The sequence below is a fragment of the Gymnodinialimonas sp. JB5-7 genome (assembly GCF_055693405.1).
In genome coordinates this window covers 885020-907601 of record NZ_JBVFUX010000004.1, presented here as the reverse complement: position 1 = coordinate 907601, position 22582 = coordinate 885020, and the positions used below count along the sequence as shown (strand labels likewise).

The following is a 22582-nucleotide window of genomic DNA, read 5'->3' as shown; positions in this document are numbered from 1 at the left end:
ATGACGTACAAAGTCGTCGGGATCAGCTTCGACCACATGCATATGGGTGACCTGCTGCGGATGGTCGACGCGCATCCGAACGCCGAGATTGCGGGCCTCTACGACCCGGACCGAACCAAGATGCAGGGCGCGGTCGACACGTTCAACGTGGCCGAGGACCGGGTTTTCACCGATTTCGATGCCTGCATGGCCGCTGGCGCCTATGACCTCGCCATCCTATGCTGCGCCACCGCCGATCACGCCGCGATGACCGAACGCCTCGCGCCCCATGGCGTGCATATCCATGTCGAAAAGCCCTTCGCCGCCAGCGCCGATGATGCGCGGCGGATGATGAAAGCGATGGAGGGGACGGGTAAGATCATGTCGATCAACTGGCCGCTGGCCTGGGTTGAGAGCCATCTAACCGCCAAGCGCCTGATCGACGAAGGGATGATCGGAGAATTGCGGGAGGTGCATTTCTACGACGGCAATCGCGGGCCGCTGTTCCACCTGGCTGACAAGGTGGAGGTCAGCCCTGAAGAGGTCGAGGCACAGAAACCCGATAGCTGGTGGTACAAGAAATCCTCCGGCGGCGGGGCGTTGCTGGATTACATGGGCTACGGCGCGACGCTTGGCACCTGGTATATGGGGGGCGAGGCCCCGCTGGAAGTGACCTGCACCATCGACGAGACACCGGGGATCGAAGTGGATCAACACGCCATTGCGTTGGTGCGCTATGCGTGCGGGCTTTCAAAGATGGAAACCCGCTGGGGCACCTTCACGGACCCTTGGACGATCAATCCTCAGCCGATGTGCGGCTTCGTGTTCGTGGGCAGCGACGGCACGATCTGTTCGCCCGACTATGCACCTGCGGTCACCGTGCAGACGCGCACCAACCCGGAAAAGCATGACATCCCCGTCGATCCGCTGCCCGCTGGCCGCGCGGACGCCATCGCCTATATTCTCGACCTGATTGAACGCGGCGCGCAGCCCGAGGGGCCCTTCGACCCCGCGCTTTGCCTGACCGCGCAACGGATCGTGGACACCGCCGCCGCCTCCGCCCAACAAAAACGCACCCTGGAGCTTTTGCCATGACCGAAGATGCAGGCGACAGCGACACCTATGCCCTGAAGGCCGCCGACCTGCCCGAGATCGCGGCACCCGATGTGGCCTATAGACCGCCCATGCCGCAGCATCTGCGCCCGCGCATCGGCGTGATCGGGACGGGCGGCATCTCTGGCTCCCACCTCGACGCCTATCGCAAGGCGGGCTGGCAGGTGGCTGCGCTGTGGAACCGGACCCGCACGAAGGCCGAACAAAAGGCCGCAGAATATTGCCCTCAGGCCCGCATCGAAGACACCTGGCAGGCGGTCCTGGATAACCCCGATATCGACGTGGTGGACATCACGCTGCACCCTGAACACCGGACTGAGATCATCGAAGCGGCGCTGAAGGCTGGCAAACATGTGCTGAGCCAGAAGCCCTTCGTCACCGACCTCGACACCGGCATGGACCTTGTGAAACTGGCGCAAGACAAGGGCGTGAAGCTGGCCGTGAACCAGAACGCGCGATGGGCGCCTTATTTTGCCTTCGTGCGTGAGGCCGCGCGGGCAGGCAAGATTGGGCAAATCCTGTCAGTGCATCTGAATGTGCATTGGAACCATGGCTGGACGGCGGGCACGCCTTTTGACGAGATCGAGGATCTGATCCTTTACGATTTCGGCGTACATTGGTTCGACTTCGTCAATTCCGTGCTCGGCAACCGGGTTGAGGCGATCTTTGCCACTGCGCTGCGAGGGGCAGGGCAGGCCAACAAGGTGCCGCTTCTGGCGCAGGCGCTGGTGCGGGCCGATGGCGCGCAGGCCTCGCTGGTCTTTGACGGCGGCATCCCCCACGGGCCCCGCGACACAACCTTTGTGGGGGGCACGGCAGGCAGTATTCAGTCCGACGGGCCGGATCTGGGCCAGCAACAGGTGACGATGACCACACCTGATGGCATCGCCCGCCCTCAGCTGGAGGGCGATTGGTTCAACGACGGCTTCATGGGCACGATGGGGGAGCTTCTGTGTGCGATCGAGGATGATCGCGAACCCGCCAATGGCGCCGCCGAGAACCTGCGTAGCCTCGCCATGGCCTTTGCAGCCGTCCGCTCGCGCATCACCGGCAAGGAAGTCGCTGTGGGCGCGGCCCGGCGGTTGGAAAGCTGACATGGTGCTGCGTGTCGTTATCATCGGCCTTGGCAATATGGGCCGCAGCCACGCGCTTGCCCATCACGCCGCAGACGATGCGGAAATCGTCGGGCTCGTCAGCCGCACGCCGCCGGACCTACCCGGTCCGTTGCAAGGCTATCCGTGGTTCTCAGACATTGATGCGGCGCTTGCCACCAAACCTGACTTGGTCGTGATCGCCACCTATTCCGACAGCCATGCCGAGATCGCGCTGAAAGCAATGGGTGCTGGCGCCCATGTCTTCGTCGAAAAGCCGCTCGCCACCAACGTGGCCGATGCGAAGGCCGTGGTCGACAAAGCCCGCACGACGGGCCGCAAGCTGGCCGTCGGATACATCCTCCGCCACCATCCAAGCTGGCAGCGCCTGATCGCGGAGGCGCGCGCATTGGGCGGGCCTTACGTTTTCCGCATGAACCTCAACCAGCAATCCAAGGGTGCGGAGTGGGAGACGCACAAGGCGCTCATGGACACGACCGCCCCCATAGTCGATTGCGGGGTGCATTACGTCGATGTCTGGTGCCAGATCACCGATGCCAAACCTGTCGCGGTGCACGGCATGGGCCTTCGCCTGAGCGATGAGATCGCGCCGGACATGTACAATTACGGCCAGTTTCAGGTGATCTTCCATGATGGCTCCGTCGGGCTGGTACGAGGCCGGCTGGGGCCCGATGATGAGCGAGACGGCGTTTTTCGTGAAAGACGTGATCAGCCCAAATGGCGCGGTCTCGATTACCGATGCCGACAAGGGCGAGAGCGCTGATATCGACGGCCATACCAAAGTGGGCGGGTTGTTGGTGCATCGAACTGACGGCGACGAGCTGATCGACCTTGCCGAAGAGCCGGGACACCAGGCGCTCTGCGATGCTGAACAGGCCTATATGCGCCGCGCGATTGCAGAGGATCTGGATCTGAGCCGCCACATGGACGACGCTCTCCGGTCGCTTGCGATTTGTCTGGCGGCGGATGAAAGCGTGCGCTCCGGCCAGCGTGTCGCCCTTTAGCACGCGCGCTCCATCGCAAAGGCCGAAAAGGCCGCAATTTCGGCGGCCAAGGGTTTGCGACCCGTGAAATGCTCAAGGAACCCGGGCAAACGATCCATCCGCACGGCCATATCCTCGCGCAGTTCCAGCGCATGATACCCGATCTGCATGAAATAGAGGATACGGGCCCGGCAATCTGCCTCGACGGGGTCGTAGCCATGGGTGGCGAACATGGCTGTCACAGCCTTCAGCCGTGCGGCATCGGCTGCATCGATACGGCTGCGCACCGACGCATCGCGCCGCGACCATTCCCGCACGGCGAAATCAAGATGCGCGTCGAATATGCTGTCATCCACAAAGCACCGGAAGAAGTTGCACAACGCCCCTGTGATGGTCTCGGCCGGAAGCGCACAATGATGCAGGATTGGCGCCGTGTTGCGCGCCTCCCAATCGTCCAGCAGGGCAGCCAACAGCTCAGCCCGTGAGCCGAAATACCAATAAAAGCTGGACCGTGACACACCCAGCCGTGTGGCGAGCGCCAAAATCTTCACCTCGCCCGCGCCCTCGCTGACCAGCACGTCGCGCGCCGCGTTCAGCCAATCCTCCCGCGTGACCTTCACATGGCCGGTCAGCGGATCTTTTGCAGGATCATCTCGGTGCAGAACGGGGGCTGGGCGGGGCATGTCTTAGCTTTCAGGGTACGCGCCGCCCTTGGCGGTCATCTTCGCAATACTCTCCTTTAGCGCGGCATGACGGTCCGGGTCTATGGCAGGGCGGTTCGGATTGGCCACGATCCCCTGCCAGATGTCGCGCGCCCGGGTGGAGGCATCCTTGGCCCCGCGTTCCGTCCAGGTGCCGAAATTCGCATAATCATGCACAATCGGTTCATAGAATTCGGTCTGATAGCGCGCCATGGTCTGGGCGGCGGCAAAGAAATGGCCACCCGGCTGCGTCTCGGCGATGGCATCAAGGCCGATCTCAGCCTCCCCCGCCTGCGCGCCGGCGCAGAGCTCGGCCACCATGTTCAGCACTTCCGCATCTGTCACCAACTTCTCGTAGGACACGCTCAGCCCCCTTCGAGCCAGCCCGCCGAGTGGATCACCACAGTGGCCCCGGCCATCAGGCACCCCCATAGGCCGAACTGGTTTTCATTGGCCGCCTGCACGTCGTTGAGGTTCGCCGCCGATCCCGCCGCGGACCGCCAGGGCAGCCCGATGAAGCGCGCCAGTTGTCCCGCCGCCAGCGAGGCCTGGAAATGCGCGGGCGTGCCGAAGGCAGGCGCACCCGATTTCATGTCGACGTTTGAGGTGAAGGTGCCGTAGCAGACCGGCGCGCCGGGCCGGGCGAGTTGCGTGAGCGTGAGGGCCGCGAGTGCCTCTGCATGGCTCAACGTGATCGCACCCGCCACGGTGATGGGTGCCATGGCCCCCATCAGAGTAAACGGCGTGATGATGGAGACCTGACCGGCGCGGGCAAAGTCGATCAAGCCCTGCGCCATGGGAATGTCGAGCGTGCGGGGCGAGTTGGTGTTGATGATCGTGTAGCAATACGGTTCGGCTTGGAACTCGGCGTCCGACAGCCCCCGAAAATCACGCAAAAGCTCAAAGCTCTCCGCCACTTGTGGGGTGCCACGTGAGAAGATGAAGGGGAATTTGTCCGACTCCGTCAGCTGGGTTTCCAGCGTGTAGTAGTGGCGGATGTTGGTGGCGACATCCTGCGGCTCGACCAAGGGCGGCATCATCTGGAAGACGTCGAAATGGTGGGTCAGTTGCACCAATTCACGGAAATCCCGCGCGCTGCCGGGGCGGCGACCTCGGATTTCATCCGTCGCGTGGGGCGCGCCCGCGCCGGGCTGGAACACAAGGCTTCCAAGCTCCAGCACGATGTCCCGTTCGCGCGATCCGGCGCGGCCGTCGATCCGGGTGGGGGCAGTAGCCAGCGCCTCGGCCACGATCTCGCGCCCGATATGCACCATGTCGTCGTCTCGCACCGTCGCCCCCGCCGCGCGAAACATCTCCGATCGCCTCCGGCAGCAGGACCTTCACACCCAGATCTTCCAGCACGCTCAACGCCGCCTCGTGCATTGCCTCGATCCGGTCGGCGGTGAAGACATCCATCGGCGGGAACGGGTTTTTCAACTGCCGATAATTCGTCACCCGCGCCGAGGGGCGCGGGCCGGAAGCGTTGCGGGCGCGATTTCGGCGGCTCATCCCCGCATCGCTTTGCCTTGGGGGTCGTAGGGCGAGGGCGGCACAACTTTCGCCCCGCGTTCAACGCCCACAATATGCACCGACAGGTCCGTGCCTTCGCCTGCCGCCTCCACATTCACCATCGCCATGGCGAGCGATTTGCCAAGTGTGTGGCCGTAACCGCCCGAGGTCACGAAGCCCACCATCTCGCCGTTCTGCCAGACCGGTTCATACCCAATCGCGTCGGAATCCCCGTCCGCGATTTCGAGCGTCACCACCTTTTGCGCCGGTCCATTTCCGTCCCGCTCGATCAACGCTTTATCCTTGCCAATGAACGACTTATCCCAGTCGATCCAGCGATCCATGCCTGTCTGTGCGGCGGTGTAGCCCATGGTGAATTCCGCCGACCAGATGCCGAAGCTCTTCTCCAAACGGGTCGACAGCAGCGCGTTGAAGCCGACTTCCTTGATCCCCTCCGAGGCGCCCGCCTCCAACAGCATCCGCCGCAGCGTGATGTGATCGCCATAACGGCAGTTGATCTCATAGCCCATCTCACCCGTGACGCTGATCCGCGCGACCCGGGCCTGGATCAGGCCCACGTCAAACGTGGCACAGCCCATGAACGGCATCGGGGTCAGGTCGTTGGTGACAAGCTTCTGCAACACCGCCCGCGACTTCGGCCCGGACAAGGAAAAGCCGCACATCTCTTCGCCCAAATCGCGCACGGCGACTCCTTCGGCCATGTGGTCGTTGAACCACCGCGTGTGCCACGCCCGAAGGTAGTAGGAGCCCATGATCCACCACGTCCCGTCGCCCCAGTTGAAGACCGTAAGGTCCCCCATCAACCGACCCGAAGGCGCCAACATCGGCGCCAGTTTCGCGCGGCCCCGCCCCGGTAATTTCGACGCCATCAGGTTGTCCAACCACGCCTCCGCGTTTGGGCCGGAGACTTCGAACCGCGAGAAGCCCGAGATGTCGAGAAGGCCCACGCCCTCGCGGACTGCCTTGCATTCCTCAGCCACGATGTCATGGGCGTTTGAGCGCTTGAGCGTCAGGTTTTCCTCAAAATCCTCACTGGGTGCGAAGTAGAGGGGCACCTCCAAATCCCATGACTGACCCCAGCGACAGCCCGCCGCCGTCATGTCCGAATAGGCCGGCGCGCGCTTCAAAGGACGCCCCGCGGGGAGCTGTTCGTTGGGGTATGACATCACAAACCGGCGCGAGTAGAACTGCCCCGTCGTCTGTTTGATATACTCCCGGTTCTCCGCAAACTTCCCGTAGCGTGCGACGTCCATGCAGTAGGTGTCGGCCTCGGTTTCGCCCTCGACCATCCATTCGGCCAGGGACTTGCCCACGCCGCCGCCCTGCAGGAAGCCCGCCATGACCGCGCAGGCGCACCAATAGCCCTTCACACCTGGTACCGGGCCCACAAGCGGGTTGCCGTCGGGCGAGAAGGTGAACGCCCCGTTCACCCAGGTTTTGACACCGGTATGCTGCAGCGCCGGATACCGCTCGAACCCCAAAATCAGTTCGTTTTCAATACGATCCGTCTGTTCCTGGAACAGCTCCATCCCGTAGTCCCACGGCGCACCGTCCATGGCCCAATGCTCGTGCTCGATCTCGTAAATGCCAAGCAGAAGGCCCTTTTGGTCCTGCCGCATATAGGTGAAGCCTTCGAGGTCCACGGTCATCGGCACCTCGAAATCGAGCGCCTCCAGCTCCGGGATGCTATCCGAGATCAGATAATGGTGCTTGAGCGGCGAGACGGGCAGTTCGATCCCTGCCATGCGCCCCAATTGCTTGGCCCAAAGACCACCCGCATTCACCACATGCTCGCAGGTGATCGTGCCCTTGTCGGTCACAACCTGCCAGCCATCGGCGGTCTGGATCAGCTCTTCGACCTTGGTGTGCTCATAATACTCCGCCCCGCGTTTCTTGGCGGCAATCGCGTAGGCATGAACGGTTCCGGTGGTATCCACATACCCCTCGCGATCCGCCCAAAGCGCGCCCAACACGCCGTCAGTGGACATGATCGGGCAGGCCTCTTTCGCCTCCTCCGGCGTCATCAGGTGGCAATCGTGAATGCCGATGGACTGGAACGTCCGGTACGCCGATTGCAGCCATTCCCAGCGCTCTGGCGTGCCCGCCAAGGTCAATCCGCCGGTCATGTGCAGGCCGATGTTCTGCCCGCTCTCGGCCTCCACTTCGCTCAGCAAATCAATGGTATAGGCCTGCAGCGCCGCCATGTTCGGGTCCGCGTTCAGCGCATGGATGCCGCCCGCCGCATGCCACGACGACCCCGCCGTCAGGACCGAGCGTTCCAGCATCACGCAATCCGTCCAGCCCATCTTGGCCAGGTGATACAACACGGAAGAGCCGACAACGCCCCCTCCGATCACGACAACGCGGTAATGGGATTTCATGGGTTACGGTCTCCGTCAGGGTCGAATCTGTCTCTCGACCCAAGGCTAGGGAGGATTAGACATACCTGTCCAGATGGATTGCGACCTCTGGCGGCCATATCCGCGACACGGGGCTATTGGGCCGGCTTGATCAACGCCGCAATCAATCGCCCGAATGTGCGCGGAATGGCCCGCAGCCCCGTCATCGGCGTGCCGCCATCCGCGAAAGGCTCCGTTACCCGCCAGCGATCCAGCATCCATCCGGCCAAGACTGCGCCAAGCGCCAGCCCCGCGACGACGTCCGAGACATAGTGAACGCCCACCAGCACCCGGCTGACCGCAACCAGCACGGACAATCCCCACGCGTATATCCATGCCCTCGGCCAGATCCGGCAGGCCATCACCGCAAGCGCACCCATCGTGGTGGCATGCCCGGACGGAAAGGCCTTCCACCCCAGCTGAAAGGAAAACGGCGCGAAGGTCATGGGTGACAGCCCGTTCAGATAGGCGGGGCGAGGCCGTCCGAAGCCATATTTCAGCGCCTGAACTGCGATCCCGGTCAGAAGGATCAGCAGAAAGCAGGCCACTGCCAACCTCAGGACCGCCGCCGAGACCGGGGTCGGGCGGGCCAAAGCCGCGCCGATCATCAAGGTGATGAGGACCAGAGCCTGCCAATCCGTCTTGCCGATCCAGGTCACATATGCCGCTGCCTGTGCGACACCCTCAGGCGCGGCGGACAGGGCTCGGTGCACTGGCGCATCCGCAATGAACGCCAGCAAGAGCGCCAACAGAAAAAGGGCTAGCCGCATGGATTTTCTGGTGCCGGAATGCCCGGCGACACCCATAGTCGTAGCGCAACATCCCGGAAGTTGGCCGAGTTTACGCCTCGGATCGCCGTGACCCCGAGAACGCCGTCCTCTCCGTCCGCGGGGATCCAGGCCGCCCGGTTCTCCCCATCGGCGAGGTAGGCCAGCGCGCCGTCTTCCTCCATCAGCCGGACATTGCCCCCCAGAAGGAACGCGGCGGACGGCTCATGATAACCAACTAGGGCGACCGGGTCGCGCACGCACGCATGCGCTGCCATCGCGTCCGCCAAGTGCGGCGCAAGCCACAGGTCGCGCGCGGCGGGCAGGGACACGGCGGTCAACGTCCAGCCCATGACAATTCCTGAAAGCGCCAGCGCGCCAATCCCAAGTGGTACCCGCATGCGCCAGAACGCGACCAATGCGGCGGTGGCGGCACCCAGCGTGACAAGAGCACCGGCGACACTCAGCCAATTTATCCCGGGTCCATAGACCACGGGAAAGGCCACCATCAGCCCGGCCATCAGTAGCGCCCCCAAAGCAAACCCGGCAGACCCGATCCAGGCGGGCCAGCCGCGAAAAACCCGCGCGCCGTCCAGCATCTGCACAAGGGCCGCCGCACACAGGATCATCAGCGCCGGGTAAAGCGGCAGGGTGTAGTGGATCAGCTTCACCGGCACGGCCTCAAACACCAGCCAACCGGGGATCAGCCAGCCCAAAGTGAAAGCCGTCTCAGGGGTCTTCCGCGTGGCCCAACCATAGACCAGCCCAAGCGGGATCAGCAGGGTCCAAGGCCAGTAGGTGAACCAAGTGGTTAACAAATATTGGCCCGGCAGGCTGCCGGAATGCTCCCCACTGGCGAGGACCTTGTCGGTCAAATCGCCGCCGACCGAGCCGGACCAGAATGCGCCGTCTGTGACGATTGTGATGGCGATGAACCATGGGGCCGAGAGGGCGAGAAACCACAGCCCGCCCACCAGCGGCCTCAGCCCAGACAGCCAGCGCAGGCTGCGTGCGTTCCAGCCGCACCAAGCCATTGCGCCGACAACCGGCAAGGCCACCATCGGCCCTTTCAGCAGGAATCCTGCCGCCAAAGCCGTCCAGAAGATCGCCGGGATCAGCCAGCCCTTCGCCTGATCGAGCCAGACCCGGCCCAAGGCCCCCATGGCCAGGATCACCGACAAAAGCAGCGCCGCGTCGGTCTTGGCCGTACGCGCCTCGGAATGGACCATGTAGATCGTCGCACACATCACCCCCGCGACGAGGGCGCCCTGCGCCCGAGCATGGGACGCGCCGCCCAATAAAGCGCCAGGGCCGACAACACGCCTGCCAGATAGGAGGGCAGGCGATGCACCCAAATCGGCGTCGTGCCGTCCGCCCCCGTCGCCCATTGTGCCACCGTTTGGAGCCAATAGATCAGGGCCGGTTTGTTGTGGCGCGGCTGATCCAGAAGGCGAATATCGATCAGATCACCCGTTTGCGCCATCTGCCGCGCGGCCTGCGCGAAACGCGCCTCGTCGCGGTCCTGCACCGGCAGCTCGGCCAACCCTACACCCAGGCTCAGCAAGGCCAGCACCAGCAGCGCAAGCGGGGCCAGCCGGTGCGCCAGAAGCGCCATGTCAGGCCTTCTCGTGGGCGGCATCCGCGGCTTCGGCCTCGGCCGCATCCGCCTTTTTCGAGCGGCGGATCAGCATCAGGTTGCGCGCATAGACGATCACGCCCGTCGATTGCCCCAGGATGAACACCGGGTCCGCGCGGTAGATCGCATAGGCCAGCATCAACAACCCGCCCGAGATCGACAGATACCAGAACGCGATCGGCACATAGGAGCGTCCGGCGCGTTCAGACGCGATCCATTGAACGATAAAGCGCGAGGCGAAAATCGCCTGCGCCACAAAGCCCAGCGTGACCCACCAGAACTCTAACCAATTGTCGAGGTTGAGGAAATCAAAAAGCCATTCCTGCATGTCAGACCTCCTCCGCTCGGTCGATGTGCACTTCAGCGGGGGCCACCTTGCGCCGCCGCCGGATCAGCCATGCAACGCCAAACAGGTCCGAGGCCCCCACAATCGCGCGCCCCAGATTTGTGTATTTTGAGGCCCCGGCCGTGCGCGGTTTGTGCGCCACGTCGACATGGGCAATGCCCCAGCCATCGCGCTGGAACAGGGCGGGCAGGAACCGGTGCATATGGTTGAAATAGGGCAGGGCGAGGAAGGCATCGCGCCGGAACGCCTTCAGGCCGCAACCCGTATCGCGCGTCCCGTCCTTCAACAGCGCCTTGCGTAGCGCGTTTGCGGCCTTGGACGCGAGGCGTTTCGCAGGCGGATCGTCCCGCTTGACGCGCTGTCCCGCCACCAGCCCCAATGTCTCTGGTCCGTCCAGTAACTCTGCCAACAGCTTGGGCAATTCCTCGGGCGGATTTTGCCCGTCGCCATCCAGCGTCGCGATGATCGGCGCACGCGCGGCGCGCACCGCCGAGTGCACTGCCGCCGATTGGCCCGCTGGCACCGGATGCGTCAGGATCGTCAGCTGTGCCTGGGGATGCGCCGCACGGAAGGCCAGCAGGGCCTCGCCCGTCGCGTCGGTCGACCCGTCATTGGTCACGCAAATCTCGAACGGCCCCAATGGCTCCGCCGCCGTCACGCAAGCCCCCAGCAGATGTGGCACGGTCTCGGCCTCATTCAGCATCGGGATGACAATGGCGAAACGGGGGCGGTCATTCAGGCGTTCCTTGAGCGGTCCAAAGGGCTTTAGGCCAAAGGCGCGCGCCCCGAAAGGGGGCCTGACCTCACAACGCGGAAAGCCGCGCGTCCTGCCGGGCGATCAACGTGTCAATCTCGGTCATTGCAGCCGGGCTCAACTCCGCCCCCGCCTTGCGCGCTTTGGAATGCGCAATCGCGCCCCGCTTGGCGAGGATGTATTTACGCGCCGCCAATCCCAGACCGGGCTGACATTCATACCGCACCAAGGGCAGATAGGCGTCGAAAATGTTCCGCGCACGCTCAATATCCCCGCTGTTACAAAGGCTTACGACATCGCGCATCATCTCAGGATACGCAAATCCCGTCATGGCGCCGTCCACCCCTCGCAGCATTTCTTCCAGCAGGAACTGCCCGCCATTGCCACACAGGATCGAGACCTTGCGCGCCCCGTCCGCTTCCGCCTGACGCAGGGTAGAGATCTTCTCCAGCCCCGGCCAATCCTCATGCTTCAGCATCACACAATTCGGGCACGTGTCGAAAATCGCGCGCAAAACCAGTGCCGAAATATTGATTTTCGTGACCAGCGGAAAATCCTGCAAAACCCAAGGCGTGTCGCCCAACCGCCGGGCCACATCGTGAAAATAGGCGATCACCTCATCATCGGCGCGCGGCGTGCCTTGCGGGGCAACCATCACACCCGCAGCACCGTGCCCCATCGCGATCTCGCTGAACCGCTCCACCGCCTCGATCCGCGGCGCAGACACGCCCACGACCACCGGCACATCCGTGCGTGCTGTCACGCGCTGGATCACGGCCTCGGATTCCTTGGCGGAAAGCTCGCCAGCCTCGCCCATGATCCCAAGGATCGTCAGGCCCGTCGCGCCCTTTTCCAGGTAGAAATCGACCATCGAGTCGATGCTGTCGAGGTCCAGCGCCCCATCCGGCAGAAACGGCGTGGCCGCAATGGTGAAAACACCAGACGCGCGTTCATCAAGCATCAGCTCTCTCCAACTTTGTGGAATTGTTTCAAGGCGATACGGGGCAGGGCCATGGCGACGGCGGCTTGGCAAGGCTCCACCACCGGAATGCCCAAAGCTTTCTCCAAAGGAAAGCGAAACCGCGCCATGCCGGCGCATCCCATGATCAAGACATCTGCGCCATCCTCGTCACGCAACCGGCGGCCCACCTCCGTCATCCGCTCCAGCGTGCGCCCGGCATCGTTCAACTCATTCACATGCAGCCCGATGGCCCGGTCCCCCGCCAACCGATCGAGCACACCCATGGCCCCCAGACTGCGCAGATGGCGCGGGATCGACCCCGGCAATATCGCAATGATCCCAAAGCGTTGGCCAAGGGTCATCGCGGTCATCACTGCACTTTCCTGAATGCCCAGAACGGGCTTGGCCGTTTGGTCTCGCAAGGCGTGCAGACCCGGATCGCCAAAACACGCAATCACGAACCCGGCCGCCGGATCCTCGACCTGCGCGGCCAGTTTCAAGGTCTGAGGAATCGTCAGATCCGCCTGCGCCTGCGTCTCGATCCCTTTGGGCCCCTGACTGTTGCCCATGCAGATGATACGTCGCCCGAACCCCTCCAACGGGCGCACGGCCTCCTGAATGCCAAGCGTCACGCTGTCCGAGGCGTTCGGGTTCAGAACATAGAGGTATCTCTTGTCGCCCAAATCACGCGCCCTCTCGTGTGGCGGTCTGGATTTCGACCTGATAGCCCTCTGGGTCGTCAAAGACGAAGGCGCGGATGCCAATGGCATCGTTGACGAACATTTCGCTCAGGTTTTCAACGCCTTGGTTCTCGATATAGGCGTACCACGCATCCACATCCGGCACTCGAATGCAGAACTGAACGGGTCGTGTTTCGGCCCATTTGTGCATCCCGTGCGCCTCGTCCACGAGGCCGATATGCGCGCCCTCGCACGCCCGCATGATCTTGGCGAGGCCCTGCTGGTCGATCACCAACGGAAAGCCCATCACGTCGCGATAGAAGGCTTCGGCCCGCGCAAGGTCCTTGTAGTACAGAAAGGTGATCGCAAGCTGGTTCGGTGCGTCCGGGCGTTGTGTCATCTGGGCCTCCGGTTGATCCATCGGCCTTGGCCGGGTTGCGTGGTCAGGACACCGTCGCTGACAATTCTGTCGCCACGAAGGAAAACATCGTTGGGCCAGCCGGTTACGGTGCGTCCTTCATGCGGATTATAACCCACGTTGTCGTGCAGGTCATTGGCTCCGTAGGTGTGAGTCTGGCCTGTATCCCACAGCACGATATCGGCATCCGCGCCCACTTCAAGCACACCCTTGCCGGGCAGGTCGTAAATCTCCGCAGCCCGCGATGCGGTTAGCTGAGCGAAGGCAGGGGCAGGCATCTTGCCCTGGGACACGATGGCATCAAACAGAAGCGGTTGGCGCGTCTCCAACCCGGGTTGGCCATTTGCAATCTCCGGGAAAGGTGGGTTCGGGCCGGTGCGCAATTTCCCCGTTTCATCAAAGCGATAGGGCGCGTGGTCGGATGAGATCAGGTCGAGCGTCCCGTCGCTTAACCCGTCCCACAACGCCAATTGGTCCGCTTTGGCCCGTTGCGGCGGCGAACACATCCACTTCGCGCCTTCAATGCCTTGGTCGAGGATTTCGGCGGTCTGAAACAGGTAATGCGTACAGGTCTCGGCGAAGACTGGCGCCCCCGTTTTCGGGCGGCCCGGACAGCTTCAAGCGCCTCAATGCAGGTGACATGGAATATCATGACCGGTGCGGAAAGTTGCTCTGCCATCGCACAGATGCGTTTTACGGCCTCGGCTTCCGCCGCCCGCGGGCGCGCTTCAGCGTGGTGCTTCGGTTCTGTTTTATTTCTCGAAATCAATTTGTTACGCGCCGCACTTAAGATGGCATCGTCTTCGGCATGAACACAGGTCAGAGCGCCAGCCGGGCCGGTGATCGACAGGATATGGGCGATTTGATCTGAATTTAGCGCGATGTTGTACGTGGTGAAGACCTTCACGGTCCGATGCCCGGCCGCGATCAATGCACGCAGATCATCGTCAAAATGCGGCGCATCGGGGTCAGACAGGCTCAGGTGGAAGGCATAATCGATCATCGCACCGCGCTGTGCACGGGCGGAGTAATCCTCCACAACGTCGCTTAATCGCTCACCTTTTCCTTGCGCCGCGAAGGAGATGACGGACGTCGTCCCACCAAGCGCGGCCGACCGTGTCGCGGTTTCAAAACTGTCCGCGTTCCAAAGCCCCATCCCGGATTTCTGTTCGATATGAGCGTGTGGGTCCACGCCGCCTGGGGTGGCCACCAAGCCGGGTGCGTCGTGGGTCGGCAGCGATTTATCAAGATCCGCGCCAATTGCGCCAATTTTCCCGTCGGAGACAAGGATATCCGCACGCCGCCGACCCAGACGGTCCAGCAAGTCAGCCCCACGGATCACGAAATCAGAACGATGCCCCATATCCAGAGCATGCGGCGCGGGTGATGGGGTGACAAGCACCTGAACGTCCGAGCTGATGCCTCACTTGTGGATATACTTGTGGATAAGTAGATCCCAATAGATGAAAACAGACCTCACTCCTTTTGATTTCTATTCCCAGAAGAGGTCAAATACTCATTGGTGCTCCACAAAATTGTGCTTATACCACCTCTATTCCCATCACTGGGAAATCAGCGCACTCACTGTTTCCAGTCCCGATTTTAGCCGGTCCACACGCCCTATCGCCTCAACATTCAGACGCAAAAGCGGCTCTGTGTTAGACGACCGCAGGTTCAGACGCCAATCCTCAAAACTCAGGCTTAACCCATCCGTAATGTCTCGCGCCAAAGCCTTGGGACCAAGGGCCTTATCGACGCGCGCAAGAGCGGCTTGCGCATCGTCGACCCGGAAATTCATCTCACCGGACGAGGGGAAGGCGGCCATCTGGTCCGCGACCAATTGCTTCAAGGTGCCACCACGCCGCCCGAGCAACTCACACAGCAGCATCCAGGGGATCATGCCGCTGTCGCAGAAGAAGAAGTCGCGAAAATAGTGATGGGCAGACATCTCTCCGCCGTAGATCGCATCCTCATCACGCAGCTTTTGCTTGATGTTGGTATGCCCGCATTTCGACATCACGGCGCGCCCGCCCGCCCGCGCCACCACATGCTGCGTGTTCCAGACAATGCGCGGATCGTGGATGATCGTGGCCCCCGGTTCCTTCTCCAGAAACACTTCCGCCAACAATCCGACGACATATTCGCCGGGAATGAACGTGCCTTCATGGTCGAAGAAAAAGCAGCGGTCGAAATCGCCGTCCCAGGCGATGGCCAGATGCGCACCGGTGTCACGCACCATTTGCGCGGTGGGCGGCTGATTTTCCGGCAGCATCGGGTTGGGAATGCCGTTGGGGAAACTGCCATCCGGCGAATGGTGCATCCGTACGAATTCCCAAGGCACGCCCCTTTCAGCGAGCGACTCAGCCAAGTGGTCAAAAGTTGGCCCCGCTGCGCCGTTCCCCGCGTTCACCAGTATTTTCAGTGGCTTAAGGGCCTCGGTTGAGAGGAACCCTAAAATGCAATCTATATAGGCATCGCGCGTGCCAGTCGCATCGATCACACGGCCACCTGCACGCCCGGGCGCGAATTCGCCGCTTTCTGCAAGCGCCTTGATCTCTGCCAGACCAGTCTCGGCCCCAACGGGCGCAGACCCGGCCTTGACCAGCTTCATGCCGTTATAGTCCATCGGATTGTGGGACGCAGTCACACAAATCCCCCATCAGCGCCCAGATGGGAGGTTGCGAAATACACCTCTTCCGTGCCGCACAGGCCCAGATCCAGCACCTCAACCCCGGCCTGCACCATTCCGGTCGCAACAGCACCCGCCAACCCGGCGGAGGAGGGGCGCACATCCCGCCCCAGAACCACTCGCCGCGCAGTCAAAACCTCGGCAAAGGCGCGCCCAACCCGTTCCGCATTGGCTTGCGTCAGATCATCGTCCAGCCGCCCGCGAATGTCGTAGGCCTTGAAGAAATTCAATGGTTTAGCCAATGGCTCCATGCCAAGCTCCGTCCCGTCGCTCCCGCTTGTTATAGCCATGTGCGGGCCAGCGCGACCAGTCTGCGTGATTGGCATGACCGCGTGAGACGCTATGTTTGACCCAATGCCGCAAGACCCACGGGGCCCAAGAACCAGACCATGATCATCCTCTCGCCCCAGACCGTCGCCAATCCAGGCGCATTGGAAACGCGCTCCCTGCCGAAGAAAATCATTGGCCGGGTGCAGATCCTGCCGCGCGGGGCAACGTTCGGCACATGGCTGCGGCTCCTGTTTGAGATGCAGTTCCTACGCTATTGCGCGGCCCTATTTCCCTTCCTTGTCCCCATCCTCATTTCCCGCGATCTGGCCCTGCCGGTCATGCAGGCGCCGCTTGCCATGATCCTCGTGATCGGCGTCATCGAATTGAAGGTCCTGCGCCTGTCTGACAGCGCGCGCACCCGCCTGATGCCGGAGGAGGAGGCTGACCGCACCCTCGATGCCTTTTCGTTCCGCGCCAAATCCCTGCTGCGCCGCATCGCCGCCCGCCGCGGGATTGCCGAAGGCGATCTTCGCCTTGTGGCCGAGCAATCGGAACTGGCGCGCGTCGCACCGCTGACCTTCGTATCGGTTCAATCGGCCGCGCCGTCGCGCCACATCGTTCCCCTGGACCCGGAGGATCAGGATATCCTGAACACCCTATTTGACGACACACTCACTGAACGCGATCTGCACCGCGCTCAACTTCGGAAAGAAAAGCATATTCAAGATGTTACCATAGAAGCAGCCGGTGTTTCGGCCCATGCGCGCCTGTCGGCGTGGATGGATGCAAACGCGGCGGAGGCCTGATTATGGCAATCAACGCAACCCGCGTTTCCGCCGGTGGCGCGCTGGACGTTTTGCGCGCCGCATGGGCCGCGCAACGCGACGATGGGCTGACCGCATCTTGGATGCTGCACGGACGCCCCGGCGTCGGAAAGTCCGAGATCATCGCGCAATTGGCGGCTGAAATCGGGGCAGACTTGCACGATCTGCGCCTGACCACGATTGAGCCGCAGGATCTGCGCGGCTTGCCTTTCTATGACCATGACGCGGGCAAGACCATCTGGTACCGGCCCGAGGATTTGCCAGACGGCGACGCGCCCGCGATCCTGTTTCTGGACGAACTGACAGCCGCCGCCCCCTCTCTCCAACCCACGGTCTACGGGCTTTTGCAGGAACGCCGCGTGGGCCGCCACGTCCTGCCCGCGAACGTGCTGATCGTCGCTGCCGGCAATATGGTCGAAGACGGCGCCGTCGCGTATGAGATGGGAACCGCCCTGTCCGACCGCTTGATCCACATGATCGTGCAGGCCGACGCCGAGGATTGGCTGCAAAACTACGCAGCCTCCACAGGCATCCATCCCAGTGTCGCCGCGTTCCTCAAGACCCGGCCTGACCTGTTCGAGACAACCGAAGCAGCCCTTCGCCGCGGGGACGCCATTGCCTGCACCCCAAGATCGTGGCGCCGCGTCAGCGACATCATGCATCTCAACCCGGCCAAATCCACGCGCCAGGTCATGGTCGCGGGCACAGTGGGGGAGACTGCGGCCGCCGAATTCCTGCTGCTGGCCGATGAAATCGCGGCAACCGTGCAGGTCGAGGCCATGTTGCAAACCCCCGATCTGAACGGGCTGACCTTTATCCGCCAACGCTGCATGGGTTAACGGCACTCGTTTACGGGCTGTTGGGTGCGGTCAACGAAGCGAATTTGCCCGCGGCCATCGAAATTCTCGCTGATATGCGCGGGATCGAACGCGTGGGCGTGCCGGTGGCGGAACTCGGGACCTTCGGGTTCGAACTGCTCATCTCGCAAGCGCTCGACAATGGCTGGCAAGCCGCCTTTGCCACGTCCGATGCCTTCGCGGCCTACCAGTCCGAACGCGCCGCCGCCGGCCTGCCGTGACCGGGCGGCACCGCGCCAGCCGTGCCCTCGCGCATCTGGGCGAAATTGACCCGGCCCTTGCTGTCTTGTCCCTTGCCTGTCGGCACCGCGACGGAAGCGGGCGTACAAAGACCCAAGGCGAAACAATCCTTTACGGCCTCGGCTTTGAGCAATTAGGTCTCGCGGAACAGGTCGGGCTGACGGCCCATCACGTCCTGCATGTTGCGCTGCAGCACTCGGATCGAAAGGCAGCACTGGCGGAGCGATTGGGCGAACGGTTTGATCCCAGCCTCTTTGATCTTGCCGCCGATGGCATCATTAACGAAACCCTCCAACTGGCCGATCACGCCCTTCCGCGCCCTGCCGTCATGCTGACGGAGCTATTGGCGGACATCGGTGATACCGCCCCCTCTGCCGTTGCTGCACTTTCCGAATGGGATGCGGACCGCTTGGCCATGCATCTCCACGCGGATCCGCAACGCGCTGAAAAAGCACGCGATTTCGGCGCAACGCGCGGCTTCGCGCAGGATCTCGACCTTGGCGAAGCGGATACGGAAGGCGAGCCTCAGAAAGCCGCGGATTGGCGCAACCATATGTTGCGCGCGCTGGAGGCGGGCCGCAAAGCCGGCACCGGGATCGGGCGCTTTGGGGTCATCCTCGCCGATCTCGCCCCGCCCACCATCCCGTGGGAGGTCGAGTTGCGCGGCATCCTCGCCAAGGCCTTGTCTGACCAGCCTCGGACCTCCCACCGCCGTCCCGCCGGGCGCTGGGTCGCCATGGCAGCCGACGCACTGGACCGTGGCGCGCCAGAGCCTGTCTTCCAACCCGGCCAATCCCGTGATGCCAGCCGCCCTCGCGTGGTCGTGGCCCTTGATACATCCAGTTCCATCGATGCTCTCACCCAATCTCTCTTTTTCGCCGAAGTTCAAGGGGTTGCCCGCCGCACCGCGGCCGAGGTGCACCTGCTCGCCTTCGATGAAGAGGTGTTTGAAACCCGCCGCATCGACGGCTTCGGCGCGACCCTGGCTGACCTCAACCTGCGCACCGGGGCGGCACCGATTTTGCCCCGGTGTTCGCGGCCGCAGACCGGATCAACCCGTCCATTCTGGTGATGTTGACCGACCTCGATGCGCCATGCCCCACCGCGCCCGCCTATCCTGTGATCTGGGCGGTGCCTGGCCGGGCCGAGGTCAGCGTGCCGTACGGGCGCTGCCTCAGGGTCGGGGGCTGACCTATTCGGCCGCCTGCGCGGTCACATGCCCTTCCCGCTGCGCGTGGTGCCAATCCGGTGCTGTCCAAGCGGGCAAATTCTCCGCCGGGAGGCTGCGGCCCAGGATATGGTCCGCCGCTTTTTCGCCCACCATGATCGATGGCGCGTTCAGATTTCCGTTTGGAATCAACGGAAAGATCGAGCTGTCGGCCAGTCGAAGCCCGTCTACGCCGATCACCCGGTTTTCCGGGTCAACCACGGCGCCCGGATCATCCGCACGCCCCATCCGCGCCGTCCCGCACGGGTGATAGGCCGATTCCGCATGCTCCCGGATCACGGCATCCAACGCGTCGTCCGATTGCGCGTCTTCACCCGGCTGAATCTCATGATCGACATATTGCGCGATGGGATCGGTCTGGAAGATCTCGCGCGTCAGCCGGATCGCGCGCCTGAAATCCTGCCAATCCTGCTCGGTCGACATGTAGTTGAACCGGATGCGCGGCGCATCGTTCGGATCGCCGCTGCGCAACGTGATCTCCCCGCGAGAGGGGAGCGCATCGGCCCGACATGGGCCTGAAATCCGTGCCCGCCGGGCGGGGTTGTGCCGTCGTACCGGATCGCAATGGGCAGGAAATGGTATTGAATGTCTGGGTATTCCACGCCCCTGTCCGAGCGGATGAAGCCACAGCTCTCAAAATTGTTCGTCGCACCCAGGCCCGTCTTGGTGAACAGCCATTGCGCACCCACCAGCGCTTTGCCCCAAAGCGACCAATAGGGCGCGATAGAAACCGGTTGCGAGGCTGCGTATTGCACATACAGCTCAAGATGGTCTTGCAGGTTCTGCCCCACGCCCGCGCGGTCCGCGACCACGGAAATTCCGTTATCGCTCAGATGTTTACCGGGTCCAATTCCACTCATCATTAGAATTTTAGGCGAATTGATCGCACCGGCGGCCAGCACCACTTCGGCCCGCGCGCGCAGCATCTTGCCGCCCGCCAGCCGCACGCCCACGGCGCGACCTTCTTCGATCACGACCTTCTCGACCAGCCCACGTACCAAATCGCAGTTCGGCTGCCGCAGCGCCGGTTTCAGATAGGCCGACGCCGCCGACCAGCGCTTGCCCTGCCACACGGTCATCTCAAAGGCCCCGAAGCCCTCCTGCCGATAGCCGTTATAATCGTCAGTAGCCCCGTAACCGGCAGCCGCCCCGGCCTCGCTAAACGCATGAAACAGAGGGTTTTTCCGTTCTCCTCGCGTGATGTGAAGCGGCCCGCTGTCACCGCGATACGCCGGATCGCCCGCATCACCATGCCAAGTCTCCGCCCGTTTGAAATAGGGCAAGACGTCGGCGTAGCTCCACCCATCCGCCCCCATCTCGGCCCAGGTGTCGAAGTCGCGCGCATGGCCGCGCACATAGATCATGCCGTTGATCGACGACGACCCACCGATCACCTTCCCGCGCGGCACCGCCATGCGGCGATTGCCCATATGCGGCTCAGGCTCAGACGCGTAGCCCCAATCATAGCGCTTCATGCCCATCGGGTAGGACAGCGCCGCCGGCATGTTAATGAACGGCCCCCAATCGGACCCGCCATGTTCCACCACCAGCACCGATTTGCCTGCTTCCGTTAACCTGAACGCCATCGCGCAACCGGCTGATCCGGCACCCACAATGATGTAGTCGGCTTCCATCGTGTTAACCATTTAGAACGCCGCCTCCACCGGGGACATGCCGACATAGACGGTCTTCAGCTGCGAATAATGCTCGATTGCGGCCTTGGAATTCTCACGCCCCACGCCGGATCCCTTCATGCCGCCAAATGGCACTTCCACTGGCGTCAGGTTGTACTGATTGATCCAGACCGAGCCCGCATCAATCGCATGCACCACCCTGTGCCCGCGCGTCAGATCGGCGGTGAACACCGCCCCCGACAGGCCGAGATCCGTTGCATTGGCCCGTTCAATGACCTCGTCCTCGGTCTCGAAATCCAGCACCGACATGACCGGCCCGAAAATCTCTTCCCGCGCGATGGTCATGTCGTCGGTCACATCGGCGAAGATCGTCGGCTCAATGAAGCAGCCGGGGCGATCCAACCGCTTGCCGCCATGCACCATGCGTGCGCCCTCGGACACGCCCTTTTCAACGTAAGAACAAACAATTGCGAGCTGTTCTTCACTCACCATCGGCCCGAAATTCGTGGCCTCGTCACGCGGATCGCCAATCACGGCGGCGGCCGTCCGTTCCACCAATCGCGTCAGAAACGCGTCTTTGATCCCACGCTGCACGAAGACCCGCGTGCCGTTGGAACAGACCTGCCCAGAGGCATAGAAATTCGCATTGATCGCCGCCGAAACCGCGCTTTCCACATCCGCGTCGTCGAAGATGATCAGGGAGATTTGCCCCCAATTCCATCGTGGCATGTTTCATCTGTGCCGCCGCCGAGGCGTAGACCTTCTTGCCCGTCGCCGCCGATCCGGTCAGCGACACCTTCGCCGTGCGCGGGTCTTCAACCAGCGACCGCCCGACCGTTCCAGCCCCCTGCACGACGTTGTAGACACCCGCAGGCGCCCCGGCCTCCACCAATATTTCCGCGACTTTCAAAGCACATAGCGGCGTTTGTTCAGATGGTTTGAACACCATCGCATTGCCGCAGGCCAAGGCGGGCGCGCCCTTCCAGGCCGCGATCTGGGTGGGGTAATTCCACGCGCCGATCCCCACGCACACGCCAAGCGGCACCCGCATCGTATAGGCCCAATCACCGCCCAGCGGCACATGCTCACCCGTCAACGTCGCGGCCAACCCGCCGAAATATTCCAGCGCATCCGCCGCCGATGTGGCATCGGCCACCAGCGTTTCCTGCAACGGCTTACCGGTATCGAGCGTTTCCAGCTCGCTCAATTCCCGGTTCCGCTCCCGCATGATGTCCGCCGCGCGACGCAGCACGCGGCCGCGCTCCACCGGCATCCACGCGGCCCAGTCCTTCTGGGCCTCAAAAGCCGCCTTCAGGGCCGCCTCGACCACTGCGGGCGTCGCCTCATGGACGACCGCGATCTCTTCGCCGGTTGCGGGGAAAATCACCGGCATGGCCGCGCCATCCGTATCTTCCAGATAGGCGCCATTCACAAAATGAGAAGCAACAGGTTGCATCAGTC

18 protein-coding genes and 7 pseudogenes are annotated in these 22582 nt (G+C 62.8%); 7 read left to right on the top strand and 18 right to left on the bottom strand.

What is annotated here, in order from left to right:
- The 3 genes and pseudogenes from ACZ1HK_RS05490 (at nt 1) to ACZ1HK_RS05480 (ending at nt 3208) form a co-directional block, all read left to right on the top strand.
- A complete protein-coding gene (locus ACZ1HK_RS05490) occupies nt 1-1074 on the top strand; it encodes a Gfo/Idh/MocA family protein (protein ID WP_472627808.1) in 1074 nt (357 codons plus the stop codon).
- Nucleotides 1071-2186 (top strand): Gfo/Idh/MocA family protein, encoded by a 1116-nt coding sequence (locus ACZ1HK_RS05485; RefSeq protein WP_472627807.1) that lies wholly within the window; start codon nt 1071-1073, stop codon nt 2184-2186. The genes ACZ1HK_RS05490 and ACZ1HK_RS05485 overlap by 4 nt, the downstream gene beginning before the upstream one ends.
- Nucleotides 2187-2190: 4 nt before the next feature.
- Nucleotides 2191-3208, top strand: a pseudogene (locus tag ACZ1HK_RS05480) (Gfo/Idh/MocA family protein).
- Here the strand turns inward: ACZ1HK_RS05480 and ACZ1HK_RS05475 are convergent.
- From ACZ1HK_RS05475 to ACZ1HK_RS05400, 16 genes and pseudogenes are all read right to left on the bottom strand, one after another.
- Nucleotides 3205-3870 carry a TetR/AcrR family transcriptional regulator gene (locus tag ACZ1HK_RS05475; RefSeq protein ID WP_472627806.1) on the bottom strand — a complete coding sequence of 222 codons (666 nt, stop codon included), beginning with the start codon at nt 3868-3870 and terminating at the stop codon, nt 3205-3207. The pseudogene ACZ1HK_RS05480 and the gene ACZ1HK_RS05475 overlap by 4 nt on opposite strands.
- A gap of 3 nt (nt 3871-3873) precedes the next feature.
- Nucleotides 3874-5162: pseudogene (locus ACZ1HK_RS05470) on the bottom strand (trimethylamine methyltransferase family protein).
- Nucleotides 5163-5265: 103 nt separating this feature from the next.
- Nucleotides 5266-5397: pseudogene (locus ACZ1HK_RS05465) on the bottom strand (hypothetical protein); the annotation flags it as partial.
- Nucleotides 5394-7799 carry a GcvT family protein gene (locus ACZ1HK_RS05460; RefSeq protein ID WP_472627805.1) on the bottom strand — a complete coding sequence of 802 codons (2406 nt, stop codon included), beginning with the start codon at nt 7797-7799 and terminating at the stop codon, nt 5394-5396. The gene ACZ1HK_RS05460 and the pseudogene ACZ1HK_RS05465, both read right to left, overlap by 4 nt.
- A gap of 113 nt (nt 7800-7912) precedes the next feature.
- Nucleotides 7913-8587: a phosphatase PAP2 family protein gene (locus ACZ1HK_RS05455; RefSeq protein WP_472627804.1), complete on the bottom strand. Its 675-nt coding sequence runs from the start codon at nt 8585-8587 to the stop codon at nt 7913-7915.
- The gene (locus ACZ1HK_RS05450; RefSeq protein WP_472627803.1) at nt 8578-9831 is read right to left on the bottom strand and encodes an ArnT family glycosyltransferase; all 1254 of its coding nucleotides are present in this window, start codon (nt 9829-9831) and stop codon (nt 8578-8580) included. Before ACZ1HK_RS05450 ends, ACZ1HK_RS05455 begins: the two co-directional genes overlap by 10 nt.
- Nucleotides 9831-10199: an ArnT family glycosyltransferase gene (locus ACZ1HK_RS05445; protein ID WP_472627802.1), complete on the bottom strand. Its 369-nt coding sequence runs from the start codon at nt 10197-10199 to the stop codon at nt 9831-9833. Before ACZ1HK_RS05445 ends, ACZ1HK_RS05450 begins: the two co-directional genes overlap by 1 nt.
- A gap of 1 nt (nt 10200) precedes the next feature.
- Complete coding sequence (locus tag ACZ1HK_RS05440) at nt 10201-10548, bottom strand: lipid-A-disaccharide synthase N-terminal domain-containing protein (protein WP_472627801.1); 348 nt, start codon at nt 10546-10548, stop codon at nt 10201-10203.
- Nucleotide 10549: 1 nt separating this feature from the next.
- A complete protein-coding gene (locus ACZ1HK_RS05435) occupies nt 10550-11281 on the bottom strand; it encodes a glycosyltransferase family 2 protein (protein ID WP_472627889.1) in 732 nt (243 codons plus the stop codon).
- A gap of 88 nt (nt 11282-11369) precedes the next feature.
- On the bottom strand, nt 11370-12281 hold the full coding sequence (locus ACZ1HK_RS05430) for a dihydrodipicolinate synthase family protein (RefSeq protein WP_472627800.1): 912 nt from the start codon (nt 12279-12281) through the stop codon (nt 11370-11372).
- Entirely contained in the window at nt 12281-12964 is a 684-nt protein-coding gene (locus tag ACZ1HK_RS05425) for an aspartate/glutamate racemase family protein (protein ID WP_472627799.1), read from the bottom strand. Before ACZ1HK_RS05425 ends, ACZ1HK_RS05430 begins: the two co-directional genes overlap by 1 nt.
- A 1-nt stretch (nt 12965) precedes the next feature.
- Nucleotides 12966-13361: a VOC family protein gene (locus tag ACZ1HK_RS05420; protein WP_472627798.1), complete on the bottom strand. Its 396-nt coding sequence runs from the start codon at nt 13359-13361 to the stop codon at nt 12966-12968.
- Complete coding sequence (locus ACZ1HK_RS05415; protein ID WP_472627888.1) at nt 13358-13903, bottom strand: amidohydrolase family protein; 546 nt, start codon at nt 13901-13903, stop codon at nt 13358-13360. Before ACZ1HK_RS05415 ends, ACZ1HK_RS05420 begins: the two co-directional genes overlap by 4 nt.
- Nucleotides 13828-14742 (bottom strand): amidohydrolase family protein, encoded by a 915-nt coding sequence (locus ACZ1HK_RS05410; protein WP_472627797.1) that lies wholly within the window; start codon nt 14740-14742, stop codon nt 13828-13830. The genes ACZ1HK_RS05415 and ACZ1HK_RS05410 overlap by 76 nt, the downstream gene beginning before the upstream one ends.
- A 198-nt stretch (nt 14743-14940) precedes the next feature.
- Nucleotides 14941-15177 carry a hypothetical protein gene (locus ACZ1HK_RS05405; protein ID WP_472627887.1) on the bottom strand — a complete coding sequence of 79 codons (237 nt, stop codon included), beginning with the start codon at nt 15175-15177 and terminating at the stop codon, nt 14941-14943.
- A gap of 78 nt (nt 15178-15255) precedes the next feature.
- Nucleotides 15256-16319 (bottom strand): annotated as a pseudogene (locus tag ACZ1HK_RS05400) (phosphohexomutase domain-containing protein); the annotation flags it as partial.
- Nucleotides 16320-16457: 138 nt separating this feature from the next.
- Between ACZ1HK_RS05400 and ACZ1HK_RS05395 the strand changes: the two are divergent.
- From ACZ1HK_RS05395 to ACZ1HK_RS05380, 4 genes and pseudogenes are all read left to right on the top strand, one after another.
- Nucleotides 16458-17144 (top strand): hypothetical protein, encoded by a 687-nt coding sequence (locus tag ACZ1HK_RS05395; RefSeq protein WP_472627796.1) that lies wholly within the window; start codon nt 16458-16460, stop codon nt 17142-17144.
- Between the two features lie 2 nt (nt 17145-17146).
- Nucleotides 17147-18001, top strand: a complete 855-nt coding sequence (locus ACZ1HK_RS05390) for an AAA family ATPase (RefSeq protein ID WP_472627795.1) — start codon at nt 17147-17149, stop codon at nt 17999-18001.
- A 44-nt stretch (nt 18002-18045) separates the two neighbouring features.
- Nucleotides 18046-18240 (top strand): hypothetical protein, encoded by a 195-nt coding sequence (locus ACZ1HK_RS05385; protein WP_472627794.1) that lies wholly within the window; start codon nt 18046-18048, stop codon nt 18238-18240.
- A pseudogene (locus tag ACZ1HK_RS05380) lies at nt 18237-19450 on the top strand (vWA domain-containing protein). Before ACZ1HK_RS05385 ends, ACZ1HK_RS05380 begins: the two are co-directional and overlap by 4 nt.
- Before the next feature lies 1 nt (nt 19451).
- Here ACZ1HK_RS05380 and betA read toward each other — a convergent pair.
- Both betA and betB read right to left on the bottom strand, forming a co-directional pair.
- A pseudogene (betA, locus tag ACZ1HK_RS05375) lies at nt 19452-21121 on the bottom strand (choline dehydrogenase).
- A gap of 12 nt (nt 21122-21133) precedes the next feature.
- Nucleotides 21134-22577 (bottom strand): annotated as a pseudogene (gene betB / locus ACZ1HK_RS05370) (betaine-aldehyde dehydrogenase).
- Between the last annotated feature and the right edge of the window lie 5 nt (nt 22578-22582).

What these genes read in the sequence shown, in the direction of transcription:
- ACZ1HK_RS05490 (WP_472627808.1), top strand. Translation starts at nt 1, where the DNA reads ATGACGTACAAAGTCGTCGGGATCAGCTTCGACCACATGCATATGGGT.
- ACZ1HK_RS05405 (WP_472627887.1), bottom strand. Translation starts at nt 15,177, where the DNA reads ATGAATTTCCGGGTCGACGATGCGCAAGCCGCTCTTGCGCGCGTCGAT.
- ACZ1HK_RS05460 (WP_472627805.1), bottom strand. Translation starts at nt 7,799, where the DNA reads ATGAAATCCCATTACCGCGTTGTCGTGATCGGAGGGGGCGTTGTCGGC.
- ACZ1HK_RS05450 (WP_472627803.1), bottom strand. Translation starts at nt 9,831, where the DNA reads ATGTGTGCGACGATCTACATGGTCCATTCCGAGGCGCGTACGGCCAAG.
- ACZ1HK_RS05485 (WP_472627807.1), top strand. Translation starts at nt 1,071, where the DNA reads ATGACCGAAGATGCAGGCGACAGCGACACCTATGCCCTGAAGGCCGCC.
- ACZ1HK_RS05475 (WP_472627806.1), bottom strand. Translation starts at nt 3,870, where the DNA reads ATGCCCCGCCCAGCCCCCGTTCTGCACCGAGATGATCCTGCAAAAGAT.
- ACZ1HK_RS05455 (WP_472627804.1), bottom strand. Translation starts at nt 8,587, where the DNA reads ATGCGGCTAGCCCTTTTTCTGTTGGCGCTCTTGCTGGCGTTCATTGCG.
- ACZ1HK_RS05440 (WP_472627801.1), bottom strand. Translation starts at nt 10,548, where the DNA reads ATGCAGGAATGGCTTTTTGATTTCCTCAACCTCGACAATTGGTTAGAG.
- ACZ1HK_RS05390 (WP_472627795.1), top strand. Translation starts at nt 17,147, where the DNA reads ATGGCAATCAACGCAACCCGCGTTTCCGCCGGTGGCGCGCTGGACGTT.
- ACZ1HK_RS05420 (WP_472627798.1), bottom strand. Translation starts at nt 13,361, where the DNA reads ATGACACAACGCCCGGACGCACCGAACCAGCTTGCGATCACCTTTCTG.
- ACZ1HK_RS05410 (WP_472627797.1), bottom strand. Translation starts at nt 14,742, where the DNA reads ATGGGGCATCGTTCTGATTTCGTGATCCGTGGGGCTGACTTGCTGGAC.
- ACZ1HK_RS05395 (WP_472627796.1), top strand. Translation starts at nt 16,458, where the DNA reads ATGATCATCCTCTCGCCCCAGACCGTCGCCAATCCAGGCGCATTGGAA.
- ACZ1HK_RS05430 (WP_472627800.1), bottom strand. Translation starts at nt 12,281, where the DNA reads ATGCTTGATGAACGCGCGTCTGGTGTTTTCACCATTGCGGCCACGCCG.
- ACZ1HK_RS05445 (WP_472627802.1), bottom strand. Translation starts at nt 10,199, where the DNA reads ATGGCGCTTCTGGCGCACCGGCTGGCCCCGCTTGCGCTGCTGGTGCTG.